The 22,415-nt window shown below is 71.4% G+C and carries 24 protein-coding genes; 13 read left to right on the forward strand and 11 right to left on the reverse strand.

The features are described from left to right. Positions 1 to 50: 50 nt before the first annotated feature. The 4 genes from ACP15J_RS04935 to ACP15J_RS04950 all read left to right on the forward strand — a co-directional run bounded on the left by ACP15J_RS04935 (position 51) and on the right by ACP15J_RS04950 (position 4,558). Complete coding sequence (locus ACP15J_RS04935; protein WP_424937472.1) at positions 51 to 1,208, forward strand: acyl-CoA dehydrogenase family protein; 1,158 nt, start codon at positions 51 to 53, stop codon at positions 1,206 to 1,208. 150 nt (positions 1,209 to 1,358) lie between these two features. Continuing rightward, positions 1,359 to 2,762, forward strand: coding sequence for an NAD(P)/FAD-dependent oxidoreductase (locus tag ACP15J_RS04940; RefSeq protein WP_424937471.1), 1,404 nt, complete (start codon positions 1,359 to 1,361; stop codon positions 2,760 to 2,762). Next, positions 2,759 to 3,127, forward strand: a complete 369-nt coding sequence (locus ACP15J_RS04945; RefSeq protein ID WP_424937470.1) for a cupin domain-containing protein — start codon at positions 2,759 to 2,761, stop codon at positions 3,125 to 3,127. The genes ACP15J_RS04940 and ACP15J_RS04945 overlap by 4 nt, the downstream gene beginning before the upstream one ends. Before the next feature lie 42 nt (positions 3,128 to 3,169). Further along, positions 3,170 to 4,558, forward strand: a complete 1,389-nt coding sequence (locus ACP15J_RS04950; RefSeq protein WP_424937469.1) for an aspartate aminotransferase family protein — start codon at positions 3,170 to 3,172, stop codon at positions 4,556 to 4,558. Positions 4,559 to 4,588: 30 nt separating this feature from the next. On the opposite strand, the gene ACP15J_RS04955 is transcribed toward ACP15J_RS04950, so the two are convergent. The 4 genes from ACP15J_RS04955 to ACP15J_RS04970 all read right to left on the reverse strand — a co-directional run bounded on the left by ACP15J_RS04955 (position 4,589) and on the right by ACP15J_RS04970 (position 8,867). Next, complete coding sequence (locus ACP15J_RS04955; RefSeq protein ID WP_424937468.1) at positions 4,589 to 5,746, reverse strand: ROK family transcriptional regulator; 1,158 nt, start codon at positions 5,744 to 5,746, stop codon at positions 4,589 to 4,591. A 110-nt stretch (positions 5,747 to 5,856) separates the two neighbouring features. Further along, complete coding sequence (locus tag ACP15J_RS04960) at positions 5,857 to 7,308, reverse strand: FGGY family carbohydrate kinase (protein WP_424937467.1); 1,452 nt, start codon at positions 7,306 to 7,308, stop codon at positions 5,857 to 5,859. Between the two features lie 28 nt (positions 7,309 to 7,336). After that, complete coding sequence (xylA, locus tag ACP15J_RS04965) at positions 7,337 to 8,527, reverse strand: xylose isomerase (RefSeq protein WP_424937466.1); 1,191 nt, start codon at positions 8,525 to 8,527, stop codon at positions 7,337 to 7,339. 67 nt (positions 8,528 to 8,594) lie between these two features. Beyond that, positions 8,595 to 8,867, reverse strand: coding sequence for a metal-sensitive transcriptional regulator (locus ACP15J_RS04970; protein WP_424937465.1), 273 nt, complete (start codon positions 8,865 to 8,867; stop codon positions 8,595 to 8,597). Between the two features lie 68 nt (positions 8,868 to 8,935). Here ACP15J_RS04970 and ACP15J_RS04975 point away from each other — a divergent pair, with 68 nt between their 5' ends. Continuing rightward, positions 8,936 to 10,213 carry a DUF445 domain-containing protein gene (locus tag ACP15J_RS04975; RefSeq protein WP_424937464.1) on the forward strand — a complete coding sequence of 426 codons (1,278 nt, stop codon included), beginning with the start codon at positions 8,936 to 8,938 and terminating at the stop codon, positions 10,211 to 10,213. 98 nt (positions 10,214 to 10,311) lie between these two features. Next, positions 10,312 to 11,232, forward strand: a complete 921-nt coding sequence (locus ACP15J_RS04980; RefSeq protein WP_424937463.1) for an arginase family protein — start codon at positions 10,312 to 10,314, stop codon at positions 11,230 to 11,232. A gap of 56 nt (positions 11,233 to 11,288) precedes the next feature. Here ACP15J_RS04980 and ACP15J_RS04985 read toward each other — a convergent pair whose 3' ends face one another. Then, complete coding sequence (locus ACP15J_RS04985) at positions 11,289 to 11,936, reverse strand: NAD(P)H-binding protein (protein WP_424937462.1); 648 nt, start codon at positions 11,934 to 11,936, stop codon at positions 11,289 to 11,291. Positions 11,937 to 12,107: 171 nt separating this feature from the next. Between ACP15J_RS04985 and ACP15J_RS04990 the strand changes: the two genes are divergently transcribed. Further along, positions 12,108 to 12,353, forward strand: a complete 246-nt coding sequence (locus ACP15J_RS04990; RefSeq protein ID WP_424937461.1) for a hypothetical protein — start codon at positions 12,108 to 12,110, stop codon at positions 12,351 to 12,353. After that, on the forward strand, positions 12,350 to 12,634 hold the full coding sequence (locus tag ACP15J_RS04995; protein ID WP_424937460.1) for a hypothetical protein: 285 nt from the start codon (positions 12,350 to 12,352) through the stop codon (positions 12,632 to 12,634). The genes ACP15J_RS04990 and ACP15J_RS04995 overlap by 4 nt, the downstream gene beginning before the upstream one ends. A 9-nt stretch (positions 12,635 to 12,643) precedes the next feature. Here ACP15J_RS04995 and hutI read toward each other — a convergent pair whose 3' ends face one another. The 4 genes from hutI to ACP15J_RS05015 form a co-directional block, all read right to left on the reverse strand. Next, positions 12,644 to 13,840, reverse strand: a complete 1,197-nt coding sequence (gene hutI, locus ACP15J_RS05000) for an imidazolonepropionase (RefSeq protein ID WP_424937459.1) — start codon at positions 13,838 to 13,840, stop codon at positions 12,644 to 12,646. Positions 13,841 to 13,862: 22 nt separating this feature from the next. Continuing rightward, entirely contained in the window at positions 13,863 to 15,542 is a 1,680-nt protein-coding gene (hutU, locus tag ACP15J_RS05005) for a urocanate hydratase (RefSeq protein WP_424937458.1), read from the reverse strand. Further along, on the reverse strand, positions 15,535 to 17,076 hold the full coding sequence (gene hutH, locus ACP15J_RS05010; RefSeq protein WP_424937457.1) for a histidine ammonia-lyase: 1,542 nt from the start codon (positions 17,074 to 17,076) through the stop codon (positions 15,535 to 15,537). Before hutH ends, hutU begins: the two co-directional genes overlap by 8 nt. A gap of 198 nt (positions 17,077 to 17,274) precedes the next feature. Further along, positions 17,275 to 17,442, reverse strand: a complete 168-nt coding sequence (locus ACP15J_RS05015; protein WP_424937456.1) for a hypothetical protein — start codon at positions 17,440 to 17,442, stop codon at positions 17,275 to 17,277. Between the two features lie 134 nt (positions 17,443 to 17,576). Here ACP15J_RS05015 and ACP15J_RS05020 point away from each other — a divergent pair, with 134 nt between their 5' ends. The 3 genes from ACP15J_RS05020 to ACP15J_RS05030 all read left to right on the forward strand — a co-directional run bounded on the left by ACP15J_RS05020 (position 17,577) and on the right by ACP15J_RS05030 (position 19,993). After that, a complete protein-coding gene (locus ACP15J_RS05020) occupies positions 17,577 to 18,383 on the forward strand; it encodes an IclR family transcriptional regulator (protein WP_424937455.1) in 807 nt (268 codons plus the stop codon). Between the two features lie 35 nt (positions 18,384 to 18,418). Continuing rightward, positions 18,419 to 19,339, forward strand: coding sequence for an AEC family transporter (locus ACP15J_RS05025; RefSeq protein ID WP_424937454.1), 921 nt, complete (start codon positions 18,419 to 18,421; stop codon positions 19,337 to 19,339). A 138-nt stretch (positions 19,340 to 19,477) separates the two neighbouring features. Continuing rightward, on the forward strand, positions 19,478 to 19,993 hold the full coding sequence (locus tag ACP15J_RS05030; RefSeq protein ID WP_424937453.1) for a hypothetical protein: 516 nt from the start codon (positions 19,478 to 19,480) through the stop codon (positions 19,991 to 19,993). A 72-nt stretch (positions 19,994 to 20,065) separates the two neighbouring features. On the opposite strand, the gene ACP15J_RS05035 is transcribed toward ACP15J_RS05030, so the two are convergent. Beyond that, positions 20,066 to 20,332 (reverse strand): DUF7218 family protein, encoded by a 267-nt coding sequence (locus ACP15J_RS05035; RefSeq protein ID WP_424937452.1) that lies wholly within the window; start codon positions 20,330 to 20,332, stop codon positions 20,066 to 20,068. Positions 20,333 to 20,710: 378 nt separating this feature from the next. Between ACP15J_RS05035 and ACP15J_RS05040 the strand changes: the two genes are divergently transcribed. Further along, entirely contained in the window at positions 20,711 to 21,391 is a 681-nt protein-coding gene (locus ACP15J_RS05040; RefSeq protein WP_424937451.1) for a DUF6766 family protein, read from the forward strand. A gap of 99 nt (positions 21,392 to 21,490) precedes the next feature. After that, complete coding sequence (locus tag ACP15J_RS05045; RefSeq protein WP_424937450.1) at positions 21,491 to 21,691, forward strand: hypothetical protein; 201 nt, start codon at positions 21,491 to 21,493, stop codon at positions 21,689 to 21,691. A gap of 64 nt (positions 21,692 to 21,755) precedes the next feature. Here ACP15J_RS05045 and ACP15J_RS05050 read toward each other — a convergent pair whose 3' ends face one another. Next, a complete protein-coding gene (locus ACP15J_RS05050) occupies positions 21,756 to 22,241 on the reverse strand; it encodes a ferritin-like domain-containing protein (protein ID WP_424980847.1) in 486 nt (161 codons plus the stop codon). Positions 22,242 to 22,415: the final 174 nt, after the last annotated feature.

The raw sequence follows: 22,415 nt of genomic DNA on the forward strand, positions 1-22,415 counted from the left end.
GGGCAGGGCAGCGCTCACCGGGGCAGGACCACGCGAACTAGGCTCGGGGCATGGTGTTCGATCCCGCCGTGTATCTCCCCGACGACCTCCTCGAGCGGATCCGCGAACGCGCGCCGATCCACGACCGGGAGAACACGTTCCCGCAGCAGGATCTCGACGAGCTCCGCGACGCCGGCTACCTCTCGATCCTCGTTCCTTCGGATCGGGGCGGCGCCGGTCTCGGGCTCGCCGAGGCGGCCGTGCTGCAGCAACGCCTCGCGGCGGCAGCCCCTGCCACCGCGCTCGCGATCAACATGCACCTCGTGTGGACCGGTGTCGCCAAGGTCTTCTCCGATCGCGGAGTACCGGGGCTAGGGTTCGTGCAGGACGGGGCCGTTGCCGGCGAGGTCTTCGCCTTCGGCATCAGCGAGGGCGGCAACGACCTCGTGCTCTTCGACAGCGACACCCAGGCCGTGCCACGGGAGGACGGCTCCTACGCCTTCACCGGCACGAAGATCTTCACCTCCCTCGCCCCGGTCTGGACCCGCCTGGGCCTGCACGGCCTGGACACCACGAGCCCCGACGCCCCGAAGCTCGTCTTCGCCTTCGTCGAGCGCACGGACGCCGTCACGACGAGCGACGACTGGGACACGCTCGGCATGCGCGGCACCCAGAGCCGGACGACACGGCTGGACGGCGCGGTGGCCGATGCCGCGCATGTCGTCCGCCGCATCGACCCCGGCCCGACGCCAGACCCCATCGTCTTCGGCATCTTCTCGGTCTTCGAGCTCCTCCTCGCCTCTGTCTACACGGGCATCGGCCGTCGGGCGCTCGACCTCGCGGTCGAGACCGCGAAGACCCGCCGGTCCAAGAGGAGCGGAAAGACCTACGCTCAGGATCCCGACATCCGGTGGCGCATCGCGGAGATGGCCCTGGCCTACGACGCCTTGCCACCCCAGATCTCTGCCCTCGCCCACGACGTGGACGACCTCGGCGACCACGGGCCACGCTGGTTCACTCTCCTCTCCGGGGTCAAGCACCGTGCGGTCACGATGGCCAAGCACGTCGCCGACGAAGCCATGCTCGTCGCGGGCGGCGGCTCCTACTTCACCCGCAACGAGCTCTCCCGGCTCTATCGCGACGTTCTCGCCGGGCTGTTCCACCCGTCCGACCCGGAGTCCGCCCACGCCACCGCGGCGAGCGCCTGGCTCGGCCCTCTCGAGGACTGATCCGCACCCGAGAGGCGTGCCCCTGACCTTCCGGATCCGCCGGCGCCGGTTGTGCCGCCTCCGTCTCGGATGTCAGGATCGGCACACTCGTGGACATGCGGCGGCAGGCGCGTCGCGGCCTGCGGGAACCGATCTCGGCAAAGGAGCACGATGGGAACCACCGTCTTCGAACGACACCCTCCGAGGACGAGCGTCGTCGACCACGCGCTGGCCGGCACGGCCTTCCGGACGTTCTGGCTCGACGACGTCGAGCGACCCCGGCATCCGCGGCTCTCCGGCGCGCTCCGAGCGGACCTCGCGATCGTCGGCGGCGGGTACACCGGACTGTGGAGCGCCATCCGCGCAAAGGAACGCGACCCGGGACTCCGGATCGTCCTCCTGGAGGCGTCGCAGGTGGCCTGGGCCGCATCCGGTCGAAACGGCGGCTTCTGCGAGGCGAGCATCACGCACGGTCGCGAGAACGGGCTGAACAGGTGGCCGGACGAGATCGGCCTCCTGGACTCCCTCGGCCAGCGCAACCTGGATGAGATCGAGGAGACCGTCGACCGCTACCGGATCGACGCGGACTTCGAGCGCACCGGCGAGCTCAACGTCGCGGTCGAGCCCCATCAGGTCGAGTGGTACCGCGAGGAGGAGGGATTCCTCGACCGGGACGCGATCCGGGCCGAGGTGCGCTCGGACACCTATCTCGGCGGCGTCTGGGACCGGGCCGGCTGCGCGATGCTGCATCCGGCCAAGCTGGCGCTGGAGCTCGCCCGCGTCGCCGTCGAGCTCGGCGTCGAGATCTTCGAGCGCTCGCTGGTGCGGAGCGTGGAGGGCGACGGCTCGGCGGCGATCACCCTCGTGACCTCGCACGGGAGCGTCACCGCCGACCGCATCGTGCTCGGCACGAACGTCTTCCCTTCCCTCCTGCGGCGCAACCGCCTGATGACCGTGCCGGTCTACGACTACGTGCTGATGACCGAGCCGCTCGACGCCGAGCAGCGCGCGTCGATCGGCTGGGCCAACCGCCAGGGCATCGGCGACAGCGCGAACCAGTTCCACTACTACCGGCTGAGCGCCGACGACCGGATCCTCTTCGGCGGCTACGACGCCGTCTACCACTACGGCGGACGGGTGCGTCCTCGATACGAGGACCGCATGGAGAGCCATCGCCGGCTCGCCGCGCACTTCTTCACGACCTTCCCGCAGCTGGAGGGCCTCCGCTTCACGCATCGCTGGGCGGGCCCGATCGACACCTGCAGCCGTTTCTGCGCGTTCTACGGCACAGCGCGCCGCGGCAGAGTCGCGTACGCCACCGGCTTCACCGGCCTCGGCGTCGGCGCCTCGCGCTTCGCGGCCGATGTGATGCTCGACCGTCTGGCCGGGCAGGAGACCGAGCGCACGCAGCTGCGCATGGTCCGCGAGCGGCCGATCCCGTTCCCGCCGGAGCCGGCGGCCTCGATCGGCATCAACCTCACTCGGGCCGCCCTCGATCGCGCCGATCACAGCGAGGGACGGCGAGGCCTGCTCCTGCGCACCCTGGACGCGCTCGGGATGGGGTTCGACTCGTGACGACCGTACTGCGTCCCGGCGTCCCGCTCGACGCCATGACCCTTCCGATCGTCCTGGAGCGGCTCGACGCGTCGGATACCGTCTCCGGAACGCCGCGTGCGGGGGCGGCGGCGCTCGTCGAGGGGCCTGGTGCGGAGGTCGGAGTCTGGGAGATGACGGCGGGCACCGCGCGCGACACCGAGGTCGACGAGGTCTTCGTCGTGCTGTCGGGCAGGGCGTGGATCCGCTTTCTGGAGGTGCCGGGAGGGTCTTCCCCGGCGGACGCCGAGATCGGGGCAGGGTCCGTCGTGCGGCTGACCGCGGGCATGCGCACCGAGTGGACCGTGGCCGAGACGCTGCGGAAGGTCTACGTCGCCCTCGGGTGACCGCCCGTCCGGCATCGACGACCGAGGAAAAGGAAGAATGAAATGACGACATTCACCGACCGCCACGGGGTGACGCGCGAGCTGCCGGCACCGGAGGCGGAGGCGCAGGTGCGTGCGGACGACCGCGGCCACGTGTTCCACTCCTGGAGCGCGCAGGCGCTCATCGACCCGATGCCGGTGGCGACGGGCGAGGGGGCAACGTTCTGGGACTACGAGGGCAACGCCTACCTCGACTTCTCCAGCCAGCTCGTGAACCTCAACCTCGGACACCAGCACCCGGACCTGGTCGCCGCGATCCGACGACAGGCAGGGCGACTGGCGACCGTGCAGCCGGCGGTCGCCAACGACGTGCGCGGTGAGCTCGCCCGCCGGATCGCCTCGGTCGCCCCCGACGGCTTCGAGAAGGTGTTCTTCACCAACGGCGGCGCCGAGGCGAACGAGTACGCCGTGCGGATGGCCCGGCAGGCGACGGGGCGACGCAAGGTGCTGTCGATGTACCGGAGCTACCACGGCTCGACCGCCACCGCGATCTCGCTCACCGGCGATCCTCGCCGTTGGGCGAACGATCCCGGCGATCCCGGCGTCGTGCACTTCTTCGGCCCCTATCTGTACCGCTCCGCCTTCCATGCCGAGACCGAGGAGCAGGAGGCGGAGCGGGCGCTCGAGCACCTGGAGCAGACGATCCTGCTCGAGGGAGCGGAGACGATCGCCGCCGTCATCATCGAGACCGTGGTGGGCACGAACGGGGTGCTCGTCCCTCCTCCCGGCTATCTCGCGGGCGTGCGGGAGCTCTGCGACCGCCACGGCATCCTCTACATCGCCGACGAGGTGATGGTGGGTTTCGGGCGCCTCGGCGAGTGGTTCGGCATCGACGCCTTCGGCGCGCGACCCGATCTCATCACCTTCGCGAAGGGTGTGAACTCCGGCTACGTGCCGCTCGGCGGCGTGGTGATCTCCGATCCGGTGGCCGCGCACTTCGACCGGACGCCGTTCCCCGGCGGGCTCACCTACTCGGGCCATCCGCTCGCCTGCGCTCCCGGCGTCGCGACCTTCGAGGTCTTCGAACGCGACGGGATCCTGGAGCGCGTGCGCGATCTCGGCACGCGTGTGGTCGAGCCGACCCTGCGCGGGTGGGTGGAACGGCACCCGAGCGTCGGCGACGTGCGCGGACGAGGCCTCTTCTGGGCGATAGAGCTGGTGCGGGACCGGGAGACGCGCGAGCCGCTCGTGCCCTTCAACGCGTCGGGGGCCGCCGCCGCGCCCATGACGGCGTTCGCCGCGGCCGCCAAGCGCGCCGGGGTCTGGCCGTTCGTCCACTTCCATCGCACGCATGTCGCGCCTCCTCTCGTGATCTCCGAGGACGACCTCGTCCGGGGCCTGTCCGCGATCGACGAGGCGCTCTCGATCGCCGACGAGCACGTGCGCTCCTGACCCTCCTCCGCGGAGGGGCGGCGATCCCCGCTATCGCGCCTCGGGCGGGAGCCGCCCCGGGTCCGCCAGCACGCCGGCGAAGGCCGCCTCCGCCGCCCCGATCAGCAGGCGATCCGCGGCCAGCATCGCGGGGCTGATGCGCAGCGTGCCGAGGGACGCGGCGAGCGACCGCTCGCACACGGCGGCGGTGAGCCCCTCCCTGTCGTCCTCGAAGAGGTCCGCAAGGAAGCCCCCGAGCACGATCACCGACGGGTTGAGGACGTTGGCCACGTTCGCCAGGGCCGAGGCCAGGAGCTCGCGCTGGCGGGCGACTTCATCCGTGAAGGCGGGAGAGGGAGCCGCGAAGGCCTTGGCCACGTCGTCGTCCGCGCCCAAGCCTCCGGCGGCGAGGAGCCGCGCACGGCTCACCGCGTCCTCCAGCGTGCCGCTCCAGGCCGGGTGCGCAGTGGTCCGGTTCTGCCCCCACTCGCCGGCGAACCCGTCCGCCCCGCCGACGAGGGCGTCGTTGACGATGATCCCTCCGCCGATGCCGCTCGCGCCGCCGTTGAGGTAGACGACGTCGCGGTGCCCCCGCGCAGCACCGAAAAGGTGCTCCGCGACCGCGCCGAGGGAGGCGTCGTTCGCGACCGCGACGGGGAGCCCGCTCGCCTCCGCGAGGAGCGGCCCGAAAGGCTCGTCCCGCCAGCCCAGATGTGGCGCGAGACGGACGAGGCCGTCGTCGGCGCGCACGAGGCCGGGCACGGCGACGCCGATCCCCGCGACGTGCCTGCCGTCGAGGAGGGCGTCGCCGGTCCAACGGCCGATCGTCTCGACGACATGGGCGACCGCATCGGAAGGCTCAGGATGGTCGACGGGGATCCGTTCGCGGACGAGGACACGCCCGCCCAGCGCCGCGAGGCCGAGCTCGATCGCGTCGATCTCGGGGTTGACGACGACGGCGACCATCCGATCGCCTGGCACGACGAGCGGCGACGGGCGGCCCACACGACGGGCGGGCTCGGCCTCGGCCTCGCGGACGGCGCCGAGCTCTGCCAGCTCTCCGATCAACGCGGCGACAGTGGACCTGTTGAGCCCGGTGAGCTCGGTCAGACGTGCGCGCGAGCACGGTCCCTCGCGGTGCACGAGCTGCAGCACACGGCTCAGATTCGCCTTGCGCATACCTTCGGCGCCCAGAACGGATCTCGACATGTGCTCCTCGATGCCGTGCGACGCGCTCCCGGCTCACGGGTGCTCGGGGGCGGCTGGGGTTCAGTGTATCCGCGCCGCGCGCCGGCGCCGGCCTTCTCCGGCCCTCGTGATCATCGCCGGCGCTCCTCCTCGGCGACGCGCGCAGCGCTCTCCCGGTACTGGGCGCGGATCACGGCGCGGGTGTCGCGGTCGAGGACACGCGAGGCCGTGCGCCAGTGCGGCTGCTCGGAGGTGAGGACCCATGAGGCCTGCACGGCGGCGCCGTCCGCGACGTACTCGCCGGGCGAGGGCACCTCGACGGGAACGTCGAACACCTGCGCCGCGACGCGCTGCACAGCCGCGTTCTGGGCCGCCCCGCCGATCAGCAGCACCCGACGCACCCCCACGCCCTGCGCCGCGAGCGCGTCGACGCCGTCCGCGATCCCGCAGAGCATGCCCTCCACCGCCGCCCTGGCGAGGTTCGAAGGCCGGCTCGTCGCGAGCGTGAGGCCGCGGACCTGCGCCTTCGCGGAGGGGAGGTTCGGGGTCCGCTCCCCCTCGAAATACGGCACGAGCACAACGCCCTCCGCTCCTGGCTCGGACTCGAGGGCCAGCGTCGCGAGCTCGGCGTGCGCCACGCCCAGGAGCCGCGCCGCCGCGTCGAGCACCCGGGCGGCGTTGAGCGTGGCGACCAGCGGCAGCGCCCCGCCCGTCGCGTCCGCGAACCCGGCGACGACCCCCGTGGGGTCCGCTGCGGGAGAGTCCGACACCGCGAACGCCGTCCCGCTCGTCCCGATCGATACCACGACGTCGCCCCTCGCGGCGCCCGCGCCCAGCGCCGCCGCCGCGTTGTCGCCCGCGCCGGGCGCGATCAGAGTTCCACCCTCGGTCTGCCCGACGCCCTGGTCTGGTCCTATCACCCGAGGGAGGATCACGCCCGTGCCGGGCGCGCCGGCTTCGCGGCCGGCACGGCCGAAAGCGATGCCGAACAGCTCCAGGTCGTAGGCGTTCGTCGCGGCGCTCCAGTAGGCCGTTCCGCTCGCGTCGGAGCGATCGGTCGTGAGCGCGTCCAGGTCGGGCCCGAGCTCGCTCTCGCCCCGAGGTCCGTATCCTCGCAGCCGCCAGGTGAGCCAGTCGTGAGGGAGCGCGACCGCGGCCACCCTGGCGGCGTTCTCGGGCTCGGCGTCGCGCAGCCATCGGAGCTTCGAGGCCGTGAAGGAGGCGACGGGCACGACCCCGACCCGTCGTGCATAGACGTCGGCGCCGACCTCCGCGGTCAGGTCCACGGCGGCGGCGGCGCTGCGCACGTCGTTCCAGAGCAGCGCGTCACGGATCACCCGTCCGCCCTCGTCCAGTGCGACGAGACCGTGCTGCTGGCCGGCGATCGAGATCGACTCGACGTCGGCGATGCCGCCGGCGGCGGCGAGCGCGGCCTCGAGCGCCTCCCACCAGCGGACCGGAGCGACCTCGGTGCCGTCGGGGTGCGGGGCCCTGCCCGTCCGCACGCACTGGCCGGTGGCGACCTCGCGCACCACCACCTTGCAGCTCTGGGTCGAGGAGTCCACACCCGCGACCAGGGTCATGGCACGCCGTCCTCGCCGCCTCGTGTCCTCATCGCGCGCCGACGAGGTGTTCCGTCGCCAGCTGCTGCAGGCGCACGAACCCATAGCCCGCGCCGTCGAAGTGACGGTCGGCGTCGTAGTCCTCGAACGCCGAGCGGTCGGCGATCAGCTCTTGGTGGGTCTCGCCGGCTCCGAGCGTCGGGACCGCGAGCTCGGGGACCCTCGCGGCGGCGAGCGCCTCTTGCACCTCCGGGTCGGCACGGAACGCGGCCGCACGCTGTCTGAGGAGGAGATAGGTGCGCATGTTCGCGGCCGCGGACTCCCAGACGCCCGTCTCGTCCTCGGTGCGGCTGGGCTTGTAGTCGAAGTGCCGTGGCCCGTCGTAGGACGGGCCGCCACCCGGCCCGCCGTTCTCCAGCAGATCCACCAGCGCGAACGCGTTGTGGAGATCCCCGTGCCCGAAGACGAGGTCCTGGTCGTACTTGATGCCGCGCTGACCGTTGAGGTCGATGTGGAAGAGCTTCCCGTGGAAGAGCGCCTGGGCGATCCCCGCGGTGAAGTTGAGCCCCGCCATCTGCTCGTGCCCCACCTCGGGGTTGATCCCGAAGAGCTCCGGGCGTTCGAGCGAGTCGATGAAGGCCAGCGCGTGTCCCAGAGTGGGCAGGAGGATGTCGCCGCGAGGCTCGTTCGGCTTCGGCTCGATCGCGAAACGGATGTCGTACCCGCGGTCGGAGACGTAGGAGGCGAGCAGGTTCATCGCCTCGCGGTAGCGCTCCAGGGCGAGGCGCACGTCCTTCGCCGCGTCGTACTCCGCCCCCTCGCGCCCGCCCCACATGACGAACGTCCTGGCCCCGAGCTCGGCGGCGAGGTCGAGGTTGCGCAGCGCCTTTCGCAGTGCGAACCGTCGGACCGAGCGGTCGTTCGACGTGAACCCGCCGTCCTTGAACACGGGGGCAGAGAACAGGTTGGTCGTCACCATCGGGACGCACAGTCCGGCACCGGCGAGCGCGCCCTTGAGACGGTCGATCTGCTTCCGGCGCTCGGCATCGGTGGAGCCGAAGGCGAAGAGGTCGTCGTCGTGGAAGGTCAGACCGTACGCGCCGAGCTCGGCCAGCCTCTCGACGACGTGGACCACATCGAGAGGGGCACGGGTCGGACCGCCGAACGGATCGGCGCCGGTGTAGCCGACGGTCCAGAGCCCGAAGGAGAACTTGTCGTCGAGGGTGGGGATGAGCGTCATGAGAGCATTCTCGCCCTATAAGTTGCCTAACGCAACATATAGGGCGAGATCTGTTCCGGAGGCCGCGTCACTTGCCCTGGAAGTCGAAGGCCTTCAGGAGCTCGTCCACCGCCTTCTCGCGCTGCTCGCCGCCCTCGTCGAACATGTGGACCACGTGCGTGCGCAGATGGTTCTCGATGAGGAGACGGTTGAGAGACTCGAGCGAGCGCTGGATCGCCCTGGACTGCGTGATGATGTCCATGCAGTAGTCCTCGTTCTCGATCATCCGCGTGACCCCGCGGAGCTGGCCTTCGAGGATGCTCGCACGGTGGAGAGCGCGCTTCTTGATGTCGTCGATCACGTTCCGAGGCTACCTCGCCGGGCCGGATCGGAGCCCGCGGCGCCGGCGGCGCGTGCGAGGATGGGCGCATGCCGTCCGCATCGATCGCGCTGCTGTCCGACGCCGATCAGGAGCGCCTGCGGGCGCTGCGCCGGATGAAGGCCGTCGCACTGGCCGCGCTGCTCTTCATGGCCGTCGTCTTCGTTATCGCCTTCTGGCTGCAGGGACGCTATCCGTGGCTCGGCTACGTGCGTGCCGCCGCGGAGGGCGGCATGGTCGGAGCGCTCGCGGACTGGTTCGCGGTGACCGCGCTGTTCCGCCGTCCGCTGGGTCTGCCGATCCCGCACACCGCGATCATCCCGAACCGCAAGGACGAGATCGGACGCAGCCTCGGCGAGTTCGTCGAGACCAACTTCCTCTCCGCCGAGGTCGTGCGCACCAAGCTCGGCGAGACGGAGGTCGCCAAGCGCCTGGGCGAATGGCTGCGCCAGCCGGCCCACGCCGAGCGTGTGGCCACCGAGGGCTCGACGATCGCCGCGGCCGTGCTCCGCGCGCTCAGCGACGACGACGTGCGCGACCTCATCACCGACCTCGCCCGCGAGCATCTCGTCGAGCCGGAGTGGGGGACGCCCGCCGGGGCATGGCTGGAACGGATCGTGGAGACCGGCGCCCACCACGGCGCGGTCGACCTCGCCGTCGACAGCATCGCGTCCTGGCTCGACGGCAACGCCGCCGCCTTCCACGGACTCCTCTCCCGTCGCCTGCCGTCCTGGGTCCCCCGGCTCGCCCACCGGTTCGTGGACGAGACGGCGTACAACGAGGCGGTGCGCTTCGTGCGCGCCGTGCAGACGGATCCTCATCATCCCGCCCGCAACGCTATCGACGGGTACCTCGCCCGTCTGGCAGGCAATCTGCAGCACGACCCGTCCACGCGGGAACGCCTGGAGAACGCGAAGGCCACCGTCTTCGACAGCCCCCGCGTGGGCGCCCTCGCCGCGGAGGCGTGGAACACCGCGAAGGCGGGGCTGCTCACCGCGCTCGCCGACCCGGAGAGCGGCCTTCGGCGACGCGCGACCGCGGCGCTCGCCGACATCGGCGAGCGCCTGGCAAGCGACGTCGGCCTCCAGCAGCGGGTGGACGGCTGGGCCACCGACGCCGCCGTCTTCCTCGTCGACCGCTACCGCCACGACATCGCCTCGATCATCACCGACACGGTCGAGCGCTGGGACCCGGCGGAGACGACGGAGAAGATCGAGCTCATGGTGGGCCGCGACCTGCAGTACATCCGCCTCAACGGCACGGTCGTCGGCGCGATCGCCGGCGTGCTGATCTTCACCGTGGCCCATGCGCTGATCCCAGGATCCTGATCAGCCCGCCTCCCTCCCGCTTCCTCGGCCCTCAGACCTCAGCCCTCAGCCCTCAGCCCTCAGCCCTCAGCACGAAACCTCGACAGAACGGAGCACCCGTGGCCCTCTCGCACGATCCCCTCTGGCCGCGCGGCGGCGATTGGCCGGCATTCGACGAGCGGACGGAGGTCGATGCGGTGCTGCTCGGCGTCCCGACCTGGCGCACCTCACTGTCGCCCACCGGAGCCGGGGCGACCCCGGCGGCGATCCGCGAGGCCCTTCGCCGGTACAGCCCGACGCTCATGGGCTCCCCGCTCGCAGGTGCCCCGGCGACCGACCTGGGCGAGGCGCTGCGGATCGCCGACGCGGGGGACGTGCCCGAGCCCGACGGCGACGACGGCGTGGCCCGCGCCGTCGCCCGGGTCGCGGAGCTCGCGGGCGCCTCGCGCCTGGTCGTCGCGCTCGGCGGCGACAACTCCCTTACCTATCCGGTGGCCCGCGGCGCCGGGGCGAGCGGCCTCATCACGATCGACGCGCATTTCGACCTCCGCGACGGCGTGTCCAACGGCTCCCCCGTGCGCCGGCTCGTCGAAGACGCGCCGGCGCAGGAGCGGATCGATCCGCGGCGGATCGTGCAGATCGGGATCGCCGACTTCGCGAACTCGGCCGCCTACGCCCGCCGCGCCGCCGACTGGGGGATCCGCGTGATCCCGATCGACGAGGTCCGCCGTCGCGGGATCGCGGACGTCGCCGCGGAGGCACAGGAGATCGCCGGAGCAGGGCCCGCGCCGCGGATCCATCTCGACGTCGACGTCGACGCCTGCGACCGTGCGGTCACCCCCGGCTGCCCGGCCAGCGTGCCCGGCGGCTTCGCGGCGTGGGAGCTGCGCGCCCTCGTGCGCGCGCTGGCCGCCGACGCCAGGATCGTCTCGGCCGACATCGCCGAGGTGGACGCGACCGCCGACGCCGCGGACGGGCGCACCGTGCGCCTCGCCGCCCTCTGCGTGCTGGAGCTCCTGGCCGCGCTCACCCGGCGCTGAGGCCTCCCGGGCTCGGGCGCCGCTGCCGGGCACCCGAGCGCCCGGCAGCCGACGGATCAGGACGCGGACAGCGCAGCGAAGATCGGGATGTCGCCGTCATTGAAGCGGATCGTCCGGCGGATCGTCGAGTCGTCGCCGAGGGTCTGCGCGATGACGAGGGCGACGTTCGGCCGCGACACTGCTCCCGAGATCGCCGCCGCCGTATCGATGAGGCCGGTCGGCCGCTCGTCGGTCAGCCGGCTGGGCGCCAACACCGTCCAGTCGAGCCCTGTGCAGCGGAGGTGCTCGTCCGCGGCCGCCTTCGCCTCGGCATAGGCGAAGAACGAGTCGGCGGGATCGACGCCATGATCCGGCGCAGAGCCGAAATACGACACCATCACGAAACGGGCCACCCCGGCGTCGGCAGCGGCGTCCATCGCGCGGATCGCCGCGTCCCTGTCGACCGCGTACGTGCGCTCCGTGCTCCCGCCACCGGCGCCGGCCGACCAGACGACCGCGTCGTGCCCGGCGATCAGCGCGGCCAGCGCGTCGCCGTCCTCGCGCTCCACGTCGAACACCACGGGGGCGGCTCCGGTCTCGCGGACGTCATCAGCGTGGGAGGGATCGCGGATCACGGCCGTGACCGTGTCGCCCCGCGCGGTGAGCAGGGGCTCAAGCAGCAACGCGATCTTGCCGTGGCCGCCGATGAGGAGAACTCGTGCCATGTCTCCACGCTAGGCGCTCCGGCCGGGGAGAGGGGCGGATCCAGCGGATCCTCAGGTGGCGAGGGCGTGCCCCGGGAAGGATACGTCCTGCCCCCGCACCCGCGCCACCCCCTGGTCCGATCCGTGTCCCCGGCCGATCCTGGTCCTCCGAGAGATCGAGAGGAGCCGATCATGACCGAGACGCCCGAGAGCGCTCTGAAGGACAAGGACTACGACCTCGTGTGCGTGCTGGAGGCCTCGCTGCGCAACGCCTGGCGGATGGCGACGTTCGCCGAGGACGCCGAGCGCAACGGCGACGAGGAGCTCGCCGAGTGGTTCCGCAGGGTCCAGCACAACAGCCTCAAGGCGGGAGAGCAGGGCAAGCGGTTGCTGCTCGCACGTCTCCAGGCACCCGCAGGAGCGGAGATGCTGGTATGACCGGCCCCGCGGTGACGGGAGCGAGTCCCGCCACGACGACGTCGGCCGTCGCCACCTGCGACGTGTGCGGCAACGCCTACGACAAGACCATGACGATCACCCATCGCGGGGGAACCGGGGTCTACGACAGCTTCGAGTGCGCGATCCAGGACATCGCCCCGGCCTGTGCACACTGCGGCTGCCGCGTCCTGGGTCATGGCGTCGAGTCCGAGGGCGTCGTCTTCTGCTGCGCGCACTGCGCGCGGACGCAGGGCGAACAGGAGCTCGTCGACCGGGTGTGATCCGGCCGCTCAGCCGATGAGGCTGCCGTCCTTCCACACCCCGGCGATGAGCGGTACGCCGGGGCGATAGGCCAGGTGCACGCGCGTCGGGGCGTCGAGCAGGACGAGGTCCGCCCGCATCCCGGGGGCGATCCGACCGATGTCGTCCCGACGCAGCGCCATGGCACCCCCGGCGGTCGCCGCCCATACCGCCTCCGCGACGGTCATCCGCATGTCGCGCACCGCCACGGCGATGCAGAACGGCATCGACGAGGTGAAGCTGGATCCCGGGTTCGTGTCGCACGCGAGCGCGACCGTGACGCCGGCGTCGATCAGCCGCCGGGCGTCGGGGTAGGGCTGGCGGGTGGAGAACTCCACACCGGGGAGAATCGTCAGCACGGTCGAGGACCCCGCGAGCGCCGCCACGTCCTCATCCGAGAGGAAGGTGCCGTGGTCCACCGAGGCGGCGCCGAGCTCGACCGCCATGCGCACGCCGTCGCCGGGTCCGAGCTGCCCCGCGTGCAGACGAGGAAGAAGCCCTCGCGCGATGCCGGCCTCCAGCACGCGACGGGACTGCGCGACAGAGAAGGCGCCGGTCTCGCAGAACGCGTCGATCCACCGCGCGTACGGAGCGCAGGCGTCGAGCATGGGCCCGGTCACGAGGTCGACATAGGCGTCGGGGCGCTCGGCGTACTCGGCGGGGACCACATGAGCGCCGAGGAAGGTGACCTCGGACGTGACCTCGGCGGCCAGGCGCACCAGCCGTTCCTCGGTCGCGACGTCGAGGCCGTAGCCGCTCTTGATCTCGACGGTCGTCGTCCCCTGCGCCCGAAGCTCGTCGACGAAGCCGCGCAACCGCGCGCGCAGCTCGTCGTCCGTCGCGGCGCGGGTCGCGGCGACGGTGGACCGTATACCGCCTGCGGCATACTTCTGCCCCGCCATCCTCGTTTCGAACTCCGCCGCGCGGTCGCCGCCGAAGACGAGATGGCTGTGGCTGTCGACGAAACCGGGAATGACCGCGCGGCCCGCCGCGTCGACCACCTCCGCGGGGCCGGCCGGAGCCTCCGCCGCGGGTCCGACCCACGCGATTCGCCCGTCCTCGACCAGCACGGCCGCGCCGTGCACAGTGCCGCACGGATCACGGTCCTCGCCGCCCGCCGCTCGCGGCAGCGGGAAACCGCCGGCATTGGTGGTCAGCTCGCCGATGTTCGTGATCAAGGTCCTCATCGCGGGGCTCCTCTCCGGACGGTCAGAATCCCATGGGGATCTGGAGGCCCCGCTCCCGGGCGACGTCCTTCGCGTGCTCATAGCCGGCGTCGACGTGCCGCATGACACCCGTGCCGGGGTCGTTGGTCAGCACCCGCTCGAGCTTCTGCGCTGCGAGCTCCGAGCCGTCGGCGACCGTCACCTGCCCGGCGTGGATCGACCGGCCGATGCCGACGCCCCCGCCGTGGTGCAGCGAGACCCAGGACGCCCCGGACGCGGTGTTCAGGAGCGCGTTCAGCAGCGGCCAGTCGGCGATCGCGTCGGAGCCGTCCTGCATGCCCTCGGTCTCGCGGTACGGCGAGGCGACCGATCCGGAGTCCAGGTGGTCGCGGCCGATCACGATCGGGGCTGCGAGCTCGCCCGAGGCGACCATCTCGTTGAACCTCAGCCCCGCGAGGTGGCGCTCCTTGTAGCCCAGCCAGCAGATGCGCGCGGGCAGACCCTCGAACCGGACCTTCTCCCCCGCCTTCTCCAGCCACCGGTGCAGCGCCTTGTCCTCGGGGAAGAGCGCGGCGATCGCGCGATCGGTCTTGCGGATGTCCTCGGGATCCCCCGACAGCGCCGCCCAGCGGAACGGACCGCGACCCTCCTCGAACTGGGGGCGGATGTAGGCGGGGACGAAGCCGGGGAAGGCGAAGGCGCGGCCGAAGCCGCCGAGCTGCGCCTCGGCGCGGATCGAGTTGCCGTAGTCGAACACCGCAGCGCCCGCGTCCTGGAAGCCGACCATCGCGGCGACGTGTGCCGCCATCGACTCCCTGGCGCGACGGGTGAACCCCTCGGGGTCGCGTTCGGCCTCGGGCTTCCACTCCGCGACGGAGATCCCGATCGGCAGATACGCGAGCGGGTCGTGGGCGCTGGTCTGATCGGTCACCACGTCGATCGGCACGCCGCGGCGAAGGAGCTCGGGGAAAACCTCGGCCGCGTTCCCCACGAGGCCGACCGACAGCGCCTCGCCGGCCTTCTTGGCGGCGACCGCGCGGGCCACCGCCGTGTCGATATCGGCGTGGTACTCGTCGAGGTAGCCGTGCTCGACCCGGCGGGCGAGGCGCGACTCGTCGACGTCGACGATGAGCACCGCGCCCTCGTTGAGCGTGACGGCCAGCGGCTGCGCACCGCCCATGCCGCCGGCGCCGCCGGTGAGCGACAGCGTCCCCTTCAGCGAGTCGCGACCGAGCGACCGCGCGACGGCCGCGAACGTCTCGTAGGTCCCCTGGAGGATCCCCTGCGAGCCGATGTAGATCCAAGAGCCCGCGGTCATCTGGCCGTACATCGTGAGCCCCAGTGCCTCGAGCCGCCGGAACTCCGGCCACGTCGCCCAGTCGCCGACGAGGTTCGAGTTGGCGATGAGCACACGCGGCGCCCACTCGTGCGTCCGGAACACGCCGACCGGCTTGCCCGACTGCACGAGCAGCGTCTCATCCGGCTCCAGCTCATCGAGCGTGCGCACGATCGCATCGAACGCCTCCCAGCTGCGTGCGGCACGACCGGTGCCCCCGTACACCACGAGATCCTCGGGGTGCTCGGCCACCTCCGGGTCGAGGTTGTTCATCAGCATCCGCTTGGCGGCCTCGGCGCCCCAGCTCTTCGCGGTGCGCTCGTTGCCCCGGGGAGCGCGCACCGTGCGCGCCCCTTCCACGGCCTCGGACGGGTGGCGGTCAGACATTCGCATGCTCCTTTGCGGTGCGGGCGACCACGCCGGAGCGGACGAGCTCCGTGACGGCCTCCATGTCAGGGGAGAGGAAGTGGTCGGGTCCCGGTCCTGCGGCCACGGTGCGGACGAGATCGCGGACGGCCCCGGTGGCCGGCCCTGCCGACAGTGGCGCGCGCAGGTCGAGCGCACGGGCGCCGGTGAGGATCTCGATCGCGAGGACACGGGCGAGGCCGTCCACGGCTCGCCGCAGCTTCCGCGCGGCCGCCCACCCCATCGAGACGTGGTCCTCCTGCATCGCCGACGACGGGATCGAGTCGACCGAGGCGGGGACCGCCAGTCGCTTGAGCTCCGACACGATCCCCGCCGCCGCGTACTGGGCGATCATGAGCCCGGAGTCCACACCGACCTCATGCGCGAGGAAGGGCGGGAGCCCGTGGCTGCGGGCCGGGTCGAGCGCGCGATCGGTGCGCCGCTCGGAGACCGAGGCGACGTCGGCGACCGAGATCGCGAGGAAGTCGAGCACCGCGGCGACGGGGGCGCCGTGGAAGTTGCCGTTGGACTCGATCCGCCCGTCCGCGGTCACGACGGGGTTGTCGATCACGCTCGCGAGCTCCCGCTCGGCGATCGCCTCAGCGTGCGCCATGGTGTCGCGGGCGGCTCCGTGCACCTGGGGCGAGCAGCGCAGCGAGTAGGCGTCCTGCACACGTCCGTCGTCCGGGCCCTTGTGGCTGGCGACCATCGGAGAGGAGCCGAGGAGCGCACGGAGGTTCGCCGCCGACGTTCCCTGGCCCTGCTGCGGACGCAGGGCCATGAGGTCGGCGGCGAAGACCGCGTCCGTCCCCAGCTGGGACTCGATCGACATCGCGGCGGCGAGGTCGGCGGTGAGGAGGAGCGTCTCCAGGTCATGCAAGGCCAGGATGAGCATGCCGAGCATGCCGTCGGTGCCGTTGATGAGGGCGAGCCCCTCCTTCTCCACGAGGACGAGCGGATCGATCCCCGCCGCGGCGAGCGCCTCGGCGGCGGGCACGAGCGCCCCCGCGGCGTCGCGGGCCTCGCCCTCCCCCATCGCCGCGAGCGCGATGTGGGCGAGGGGCGCGAGGTCGCCCGAGCAGCCGAGCGACCCATACTCGCGCACCACCGGCGTGATCCCGGCGTTGAGCATCTCGGCGTAGGTCTGCACGACCAGGGGGCGGACCCCGGTGTGGCCGGAAGCGAGGGTCTGCAGGCGGAGCAGCTGCAGCGCGCGCACGACCTCCTCCTCGACCTCGGCGCCGGTGCCGGCCGCATGTGAGCGGATGAGGCTCGCCTGCAGCTGCCGACGGCGTTCGGGGGCGATGAACGTGGTGGCCAGCGCTCCGAAACCGGTCGAGACGCCGTAGTGGGGACTCGGATCGGCGGCCATGCCGTCGATCACGCCGCGGGCGGCGGCGACGCGGTCGAGGGCTGCCGGCTCGACGATGACCTGTGCTCGATGTCGCGCGACGGCGACGACGTCCTGCGGGGTGAGCGGAGCGAGACCGAGAGAGACGGGCGTAGTGCGGGACATGCCTCGATTCCACACCCGCGCAGCTTGCTGCACACCGTCCCTCGCATCGGTTCCATCTGAGATCCCAGACTTTGTGGCGACCCCAGCTCACCTTCCCTCGCGGTCCGGAGACGCGGGTCGCCGTGCATCTGGCCACCACGACGCTGACGCCCTCCGAGGGGGTGACCGAGGGGCTCCCTCGGTCACCCCCTCGTGCGGTCAGTGCTCGTCGTAGTGGTCCCCGTGGAGGACGTGACGGTGCCCATCGTGGACATAGTCGACGTGATCCCCGTGTGGAACCCCCTCGTGCCCGCAGCCCTCCCCGTGGGAGTGCTCCTGGGGACTGTGCTCCGCCATCGAATGCTCCTGGTCGATGTTGCCGGTCATCTTCTCTCTCCAATCATCAGGCGTCTGCCATCTAGTCATACTAGTACATCTACTTGCCCACAAGATCCGTCGTCGAACCCTTCGATCCGCTTCACCTTCCCCTCCGGCCCGTGACGGCATGGGATCCTGGGTCCGTGACCGCGCGTGACCCCGACGAGAGCGACGACGACGGATCCGCGCGCCCCCAGGTGCCCGCGGCCGATCAGACCCTCCGCATTCTCCGGCACCTCGCACGCCGCCCCGCCCCCGTGGCCGCGTCGGCTCTCGCGCGCGACCTCCGCATCCCCCGCTCCACCGTCTACCACCTGCTCGGCACACTCGAGGGCCACGGGTTCGTCGTGCACCTTCCCCAGGAGCGCCGGTGGGGGCTGGGGACCTCGGCGTTCGAGCTCGCGGGCGGCTACGCCAGGCAGGAACCCCTGGCACGACTGGGACGCCCCCTGGTGGCAGGCCTCGCCGACCGCCTCGGCGAGAGCGCGCATCTCGCCGTCATGACCGGCCGCGACGTCCTCTACATCGTGGAAGAACGAGCCGTACGCCGCCCCGCGCTGGTCACAGACGTCGGTGTGCGCCTCCCCGCCCACCTCACCGCGACGGGACGCGCGATGCTCGCCGCTCTCCCCGGAGCACAGGTGCGGGCGCTCTACCCCGATGCATCGGCCTTCACGGATCGGACCGGACGGGGCCCCGTCCGTCCCGCCGAGCTGCGCGAGCTCCTCCGCGAGGTCCGCCGCACCGGCTTCGCGACCGAGGACGGCGAGGTGACCGAAGGGCTCCGCTCGATCGCCACCGTCGTGCGCGACCACGCGGGCTGGCCGGCGGCCGCGATCGCGGTCACCTGGGCCGACGAGTCGGCCCAGCCCGAGACGGTCGCGACCGCCGTGTCCGCCGCCTCCGCCTCCCTGGAACGCCGCCTCGGCGCCTCCTCCTCTCCGGGGTGAGCCTGCCCGGCCCCGCACCTCGATACGCTCTGATCATGCTCGACACCCTCACCGGATTCACCGTGGTGGGCGTGGCGATCGCGATCGGCTACCTCATCGGACGCATCGACCTGCTCGGCCCGCATGCGCGGGAAGTGCTCAGCCGACTCGTCTTCTTCGTCCTGTCGCCCTTCCTGCTCTTCGTCGTCCTGGCCCACGCCGATGCGAAGATGCTGTTCTCCTCGCTGCTCCCGGTCTCGGCGATCGCCGCGGTCGCGATGATCGCCGTGTCCGCACTGGTCTCACGCCTGCTCTGGCACCGACCGCTCGGCGAGACGGTCATCGCGGCTCTCTCGGCGGGCCAGGTCAACTCGAACAACATCGGCATCCCGCTCTCCCTCTACCTGCTCGGGAGCGCCGCATACCCCGCGCCGGTCATCCTCATGCAGCTGCTCGTCTTCACCCCGATATCGCTCTCACTGCTCGACGCGGCCACGAGCGAGCACGTCTCGATCCGGCGCACCCTCATCCGGACCGCGACCAACCCGATCCTCATCGCCTCCACGCTCGGAACGCTCGTCTCGGTCACCGGGCTCCGCCTCCCCGATCTGGTGATGCAGCCCGCCCAGCTGATCGCCGACGCCGCCGTGCCCGTGCTCCTCATCAGCTACGGCATCTCGTTGCACGGCCAGCGCGTGCTCGGCACGCGCGGTCGCCGCAGGGACGTGCTCCTGGCCACCGCTCTGAAGCTCCTCGCGATGCCGGTGCTGGCGTGGGTCGTCGCAGAGTTCGTCTTCGGCCTCTCCCCCGCGGAGGTGCTCGTCGTCGTCGTGCTCGCGGCGCTGCCGACCGCACAGAACGTGTTCAACTACGCGCAGCGCTACGACGTCGGCGAGACGGTCGCGCGCGACACCGTCTTCCTCACGACGCTCGGCTGCGTCCCGGTCCTCGTCCTGATCATCGCGCTGCTGGGCTGACGAGGCGACGCCCCGGCGGCGCGGCGCGCGTCCGCCTGTCAACCCCCTTCTCCATGCCGGGACGCGCCCCTAACGTGAGGGCACAGATCAGCCCGAAGCCGCCGACCGGCGAGCATGGGCGGAAAGGCGGTGCCGATCATGATCTCCCGACCCGAGCGCATCCCCGCGCCCGCTCCCTCTCCGCAGCCGGGAACGACCCATGCCGGCTGGGGCGAGGGGCGACCCCGTCTTCTCGTCTCGCACGACGACGACCGTCTCGTCTTCGACCTGACGGAGGACCACACGGCCATCGGCTCCGCGCCGGACTGCGACCTTCGCCTTCCCAACGCCGAGCCGTTGCATGCCAAGATCGAACACGACGATCGCGACGAGTATGTCCTCACCCTGCACGGCACGGGCGAGATGAACGCGAATCCCCGCACGAACTTCCCGGACGACGGTGGACGCACCGAGACCCTGCGCACCGGCGCGCGGTTCACGGTCGCCGGATGGACCCTCGTCTTCCAGCGTGAGGAGTTCGCAGACCACGGCCGCCCGTACGGAGGCCGCGAGGGCGGCGAGATGTCGGATCAGCCCGCGCAGCCGGCACGTCCCGACTACCGCCATGGCCGGGACGACGAGACCGGCCGAGGCTTCGAGGTGAGGGACGGCTGACCCGTCCCCTCCTCCTGCACGCGAGACAGCGCACGGGTGCCCGCTCACGAGGGGGCGAGCACCCGTGCGCTGTCAGCCCTTGCGGAGCATGCCGATTAGCTCGGTCTTGCGCTTCCCGGAGTAGCCGTGGAGGCCGAGCTCCTTCGCACGATGCCGCAGGTCCTCGACCGTCCAGTCGTCGTACGCCTCGGCCTCGCCTCCTCGGCGCCCGACCTCGGAGCGCCCGTCGCGGGCCGAGGCGTTGGCGATCCGCGCGGCCTTCCTTTCCGAGGCCCCCTCCTCGCGGAGCCGACGGTAGACCTTCTCGTCCTTGATGGAGCTTCTTCTCGAACCGGGCATGGTCCCTCCTCACGATCTCGCGTTGTGTGTGCCCTCACCGTGCATCCGACCGCGTCCGCCCGCAAGGCCCTTGACGTGCTCCGCTCCCCGTGGCACGGCACAGACGAAGGAAGGCGGCGCGGCCGAGTCCGGCTCTAGCAATGTCGCGCTCCCCTCTCAACCCCCTCGGCCACCGGCGCGCCGGCGGCTAGCGTCACGTCCGAGAGATTCCGAGAGGAGACGCCATGATCAGGGAATTCGGAGACGAGGCGGGGACCGATGGGGAACGACGATGAGCCCGCAGCGCGTCACGACGGGAATGATCCTCGTCTTCTGGATCTGGATGACGCTGATCATCGGCGGCCTGGCGGCCATGTTCGCGGTCGTCGTCCTCGCCGGATGATCCGGCGCGCACTGCGCGACAACGGCCTGAGCCTGGCGTTTCTCGCGCTCTTCCTGCTCGCTCTCGCGGGACAGGCGGTGGCCGGATACGCGCAGCATGCCGAGGAGCAGAGTCAGCACGGTCTCCTCGTCCCGTCTTTCGGGGCGTTTCTCGTGTCCGCCGACTTCGCGGTGGATGTCGCGGAGAACTGGCAGTCGGAGTTCCTGCAGTTCCTCCTCTTCATCACCGCGACCGTCTGGCTCGTCCAGCGCGGCTCACCGGAGTCGAAGAGACCGGGAGACGAGGGGCTCGGCGACGAGAAGGACCAGCTGATCGAACACGCGGCGCGCTCGGACTCCCCCCGCTGGGCGCGTGCCGGCGGCTGGCGGACAAGGCTCTACGGCCACTCCCTCGCCCTCACCATGGGCGCGATCTTCGTCCTCTCCTGGCTCGCGCAGTCGCTCGCCGGCGTCGTGGTCCTGAACGACGAGAACGCCGCCCACGGAGGGTCGTCGCTGAGCTGGGCCGAGTACCTGGCGTCGGCCGACTTCTGGAATCGGACCCTGCAGAACTGGCAGTCGGAGCTCCTGGCCGTGGGCGCGATGGTCGCCTTCTCGATCTTCCTGAGGGAGCGTGGCTCGGCCGAGTCGAAGCCCGTCGGCACCCCGCACCATGTGAGCGCCGAGGAGTCGGAATGAGACCGGTGCGCTCGTGAGCCCCTGGCACCGGTTGTCAACCCCGTCGGAGGAACGGGCGTGCGCACGTAACGTCGCAGACGCCAACGAAAGGAGAAGGACATGGCAGACAAGCAGAACCCCGGTCAGTTCGGCAACCGTCCCGACACCGAGGAGCAGGCTCGCAAGGGCGGCCAGGCCAGCAGCGGGCAGTTCGGCGCCGAGAACGGTCCGGACCCCCACGAGGCCGGACGCCGTGGCGCCGAAGAACAGCCCCGCGAGGCCAAGGTGGCCGGTGGCCAGCACAGCCACCAGAACCGCTGACGACACGAGCGAGGGCCCGGCCTGAACGGCCGGGCCCTCGCTCGTGTCGTCAGCGGCGACGGGATCAGGAGTCGCCCAGCAGCGTCCGGACCACGACCACCCCCGACACTCCGGGGTGCCGCTCCTGCAGGAGGTTCTCCACGAGCAGCTGCCTCACCTCCTCCTCTTCCATGGCCTCCGCGCCGGAGACGAGGGCGAGGTAGGCCGCGAGCTCGTAGTGCTCGGTGCCCAATGCCGCCCCGATGACGGCGACGTCACGGATGTCGTCGGAGGTCACGCTCACGAGCGTGCGCCCGTCCTCGGCCAGACCCTTCGTCGTCGGCGACTCGGCCGCGACGACCTCGAGCTCGAGCCGGTCGAAAGCGGTCTCCAGCCTCTCGATCTGTCCCCTGGTCTCCTCCGCATGGTGGGCGAACATCCCCTTGACCTTCTCGCTCCGTGCCGCCTCCTCGAGCTCCTGGAGCATGGCGAGGGAATCGTGCTCCATCGCCATCGCGACGTTCAGTCGGAACGCGAACAGGCTCGTCGGATCGACGATCTTTGCAGCCATCTTCTTCCTCCTCGATGCGATTGAGGGCACGCTACGGGCGCGCTCCCCAGACGGCACGGGGATGGACAGCGCCGCACCCTCGCCGTACGATGCCGCCGGCACGCGACGGCGCTCCCTCCGTCGCGGTGGCGGAGCAAGGATGCGCACATCGGGATGCGGTAGCGTCGAGCGGGC

The sequence above is a fragment of the Microbacterium sp. S308A+ genome (genome assembly GCF_049800815.1).
Lineage (GTDB): Bacteria > Actinomycetota > Actinomycetes > Actinomycetales > Microbacteriaceae > Microbacterium.

Coding starts and splice junctions, on each gene's coding strand:
- ACP15J_RS04975 (WP_424937464.1), top strand. CDS start 8,936: ATGCCGTCCGCATCGATCGCGCTGCTGTCCGACGCCGATCAGGAGCGC.
- ACP15J_RS05050 (WP_424980847.1), bottom strand. CDS start 22,241: ATGGCTGCAAAGATCGTCGATCCGACGAGCCTGTTCGCGTTCCGACTG.
- ACP15J_RS04985 (WP_424937462.1), bottom strand. CDS start 11,936: ATGGCACGAGTTCTCCTCATCGGCGGCCACGGCAAGATCGCGTTGCTG.
- ACP15J_RS04950 (WP_424937469.1), top strand. CDS start 3,170: ATGACGACATTCACCGACCGCCACGGGGTGACGCGCGAGCTGCCGGCA.
- hutU (WP_424937458.1), bottom strand. CDS start 15,542: ATGTCTGACCGCCACCCGTCCGAGGCCGTGGAAGGGGCGCGCACGGTG.
- ACP15J_RS05035 (WP_424937452.1), bottom strand. CDS start 20,332: ATGCCCGGTTCGAGAAGAAGCTCCATCAAGGACGAGAAGGTCTACCGT.
- ACP15J_RS05040 (WP_424937451.1), top strand. CDS start 20,711: ATGATCCGGCGCGCACTGCGCGACAACGGCCTGAGCCTGGCGTTTCTC.
- ACP15J_RS05030 (WP_424937453.1), top strand. CDS start 19,478: ATGATCTCCCGACCCGAGCGCATCCCCGCGCCCGCTCCCTCTCCGCAG.
- xylA (WP_424937466.1), bottom strand. CDS start 8,527: ATGACGCTCATCCCCACCCTCGACGACAAGTTCTCCTTCGGGCTCTGG.
- hutH (WP_424937457.1), bottom strand. CDS start 17,076: ATGTCCCGCACTACGCCCGTCTCTCTCGGTCTCGCTCCGCTCACCCCG.
- ACP15J_RS04940 (WP_424937471.1), top strand. CDS start 1,359: ATGGGAACCACCGTCTTCGAACGACACCCTCCGAGGACGAGCGTCGTC.
- ACP15J_RS05045 (WP_424937450.1), top strand. CDS start 21,491: ATGGCAGACAAGCAGAACCCCGGTCAGTTCGGCAACCGTCCCGACACC.
- ACP15J_RS04995 (WP_424937460.1), top strand. CDS start 12,350: ATGACCGGCCCCGCGGTGACGGGAGCGAGTCCCGCCACGACGACGTCG.
- ACP15J_RS04990 (WP_424937461.1), top strand. CDS start 12,108: ATGACCGAGACGCCCGAGAGCGCTCTGAAGGACAAGGACTACGACCTC.
- ACP15J_RS05015 (WP_424937456.1), bottom strand. CDS start 17,442: ATGACCGGCAACATCGACCAGGAGCATTCGATGGCGGAGCACAGTCCC.
- ACP15J_RS04960 (WP_424937467.1), bottom strand. CDS start 7,308: ATGACCCTGGTCGCGGGTGTGGACTCCTCGACCCAGAGCTGCAAGGTG.
- ACP15J_RS05025 (WP_424937454.1), top strand. CDS start 18,419: ATGCTCGACACCCTCACCGGATTCACCGTGGTGGGCGTGGCGATCGCG.
- ACP15J_RS04935 (WP_424937472.1), top strand. CDS start 51: ATGGTGTTCGATCCCGCCGTGTATCTCCCCGACGACCTCCTCGAGCGG.
- ACP15J_RS04955 (WP_424937468.1), bottom strand. CDS start 5,746: ATGTCGAGATCCGTTCTGGGCGCCGAAGGTATGCGCAAGGCGAATCTG.
- hutI (WP_424937459.1), bottom strand. CDS start 13,840: ATGAGGACCTTGATCACGAACATCGGCGAGCTGACCACCAATGCCGGC.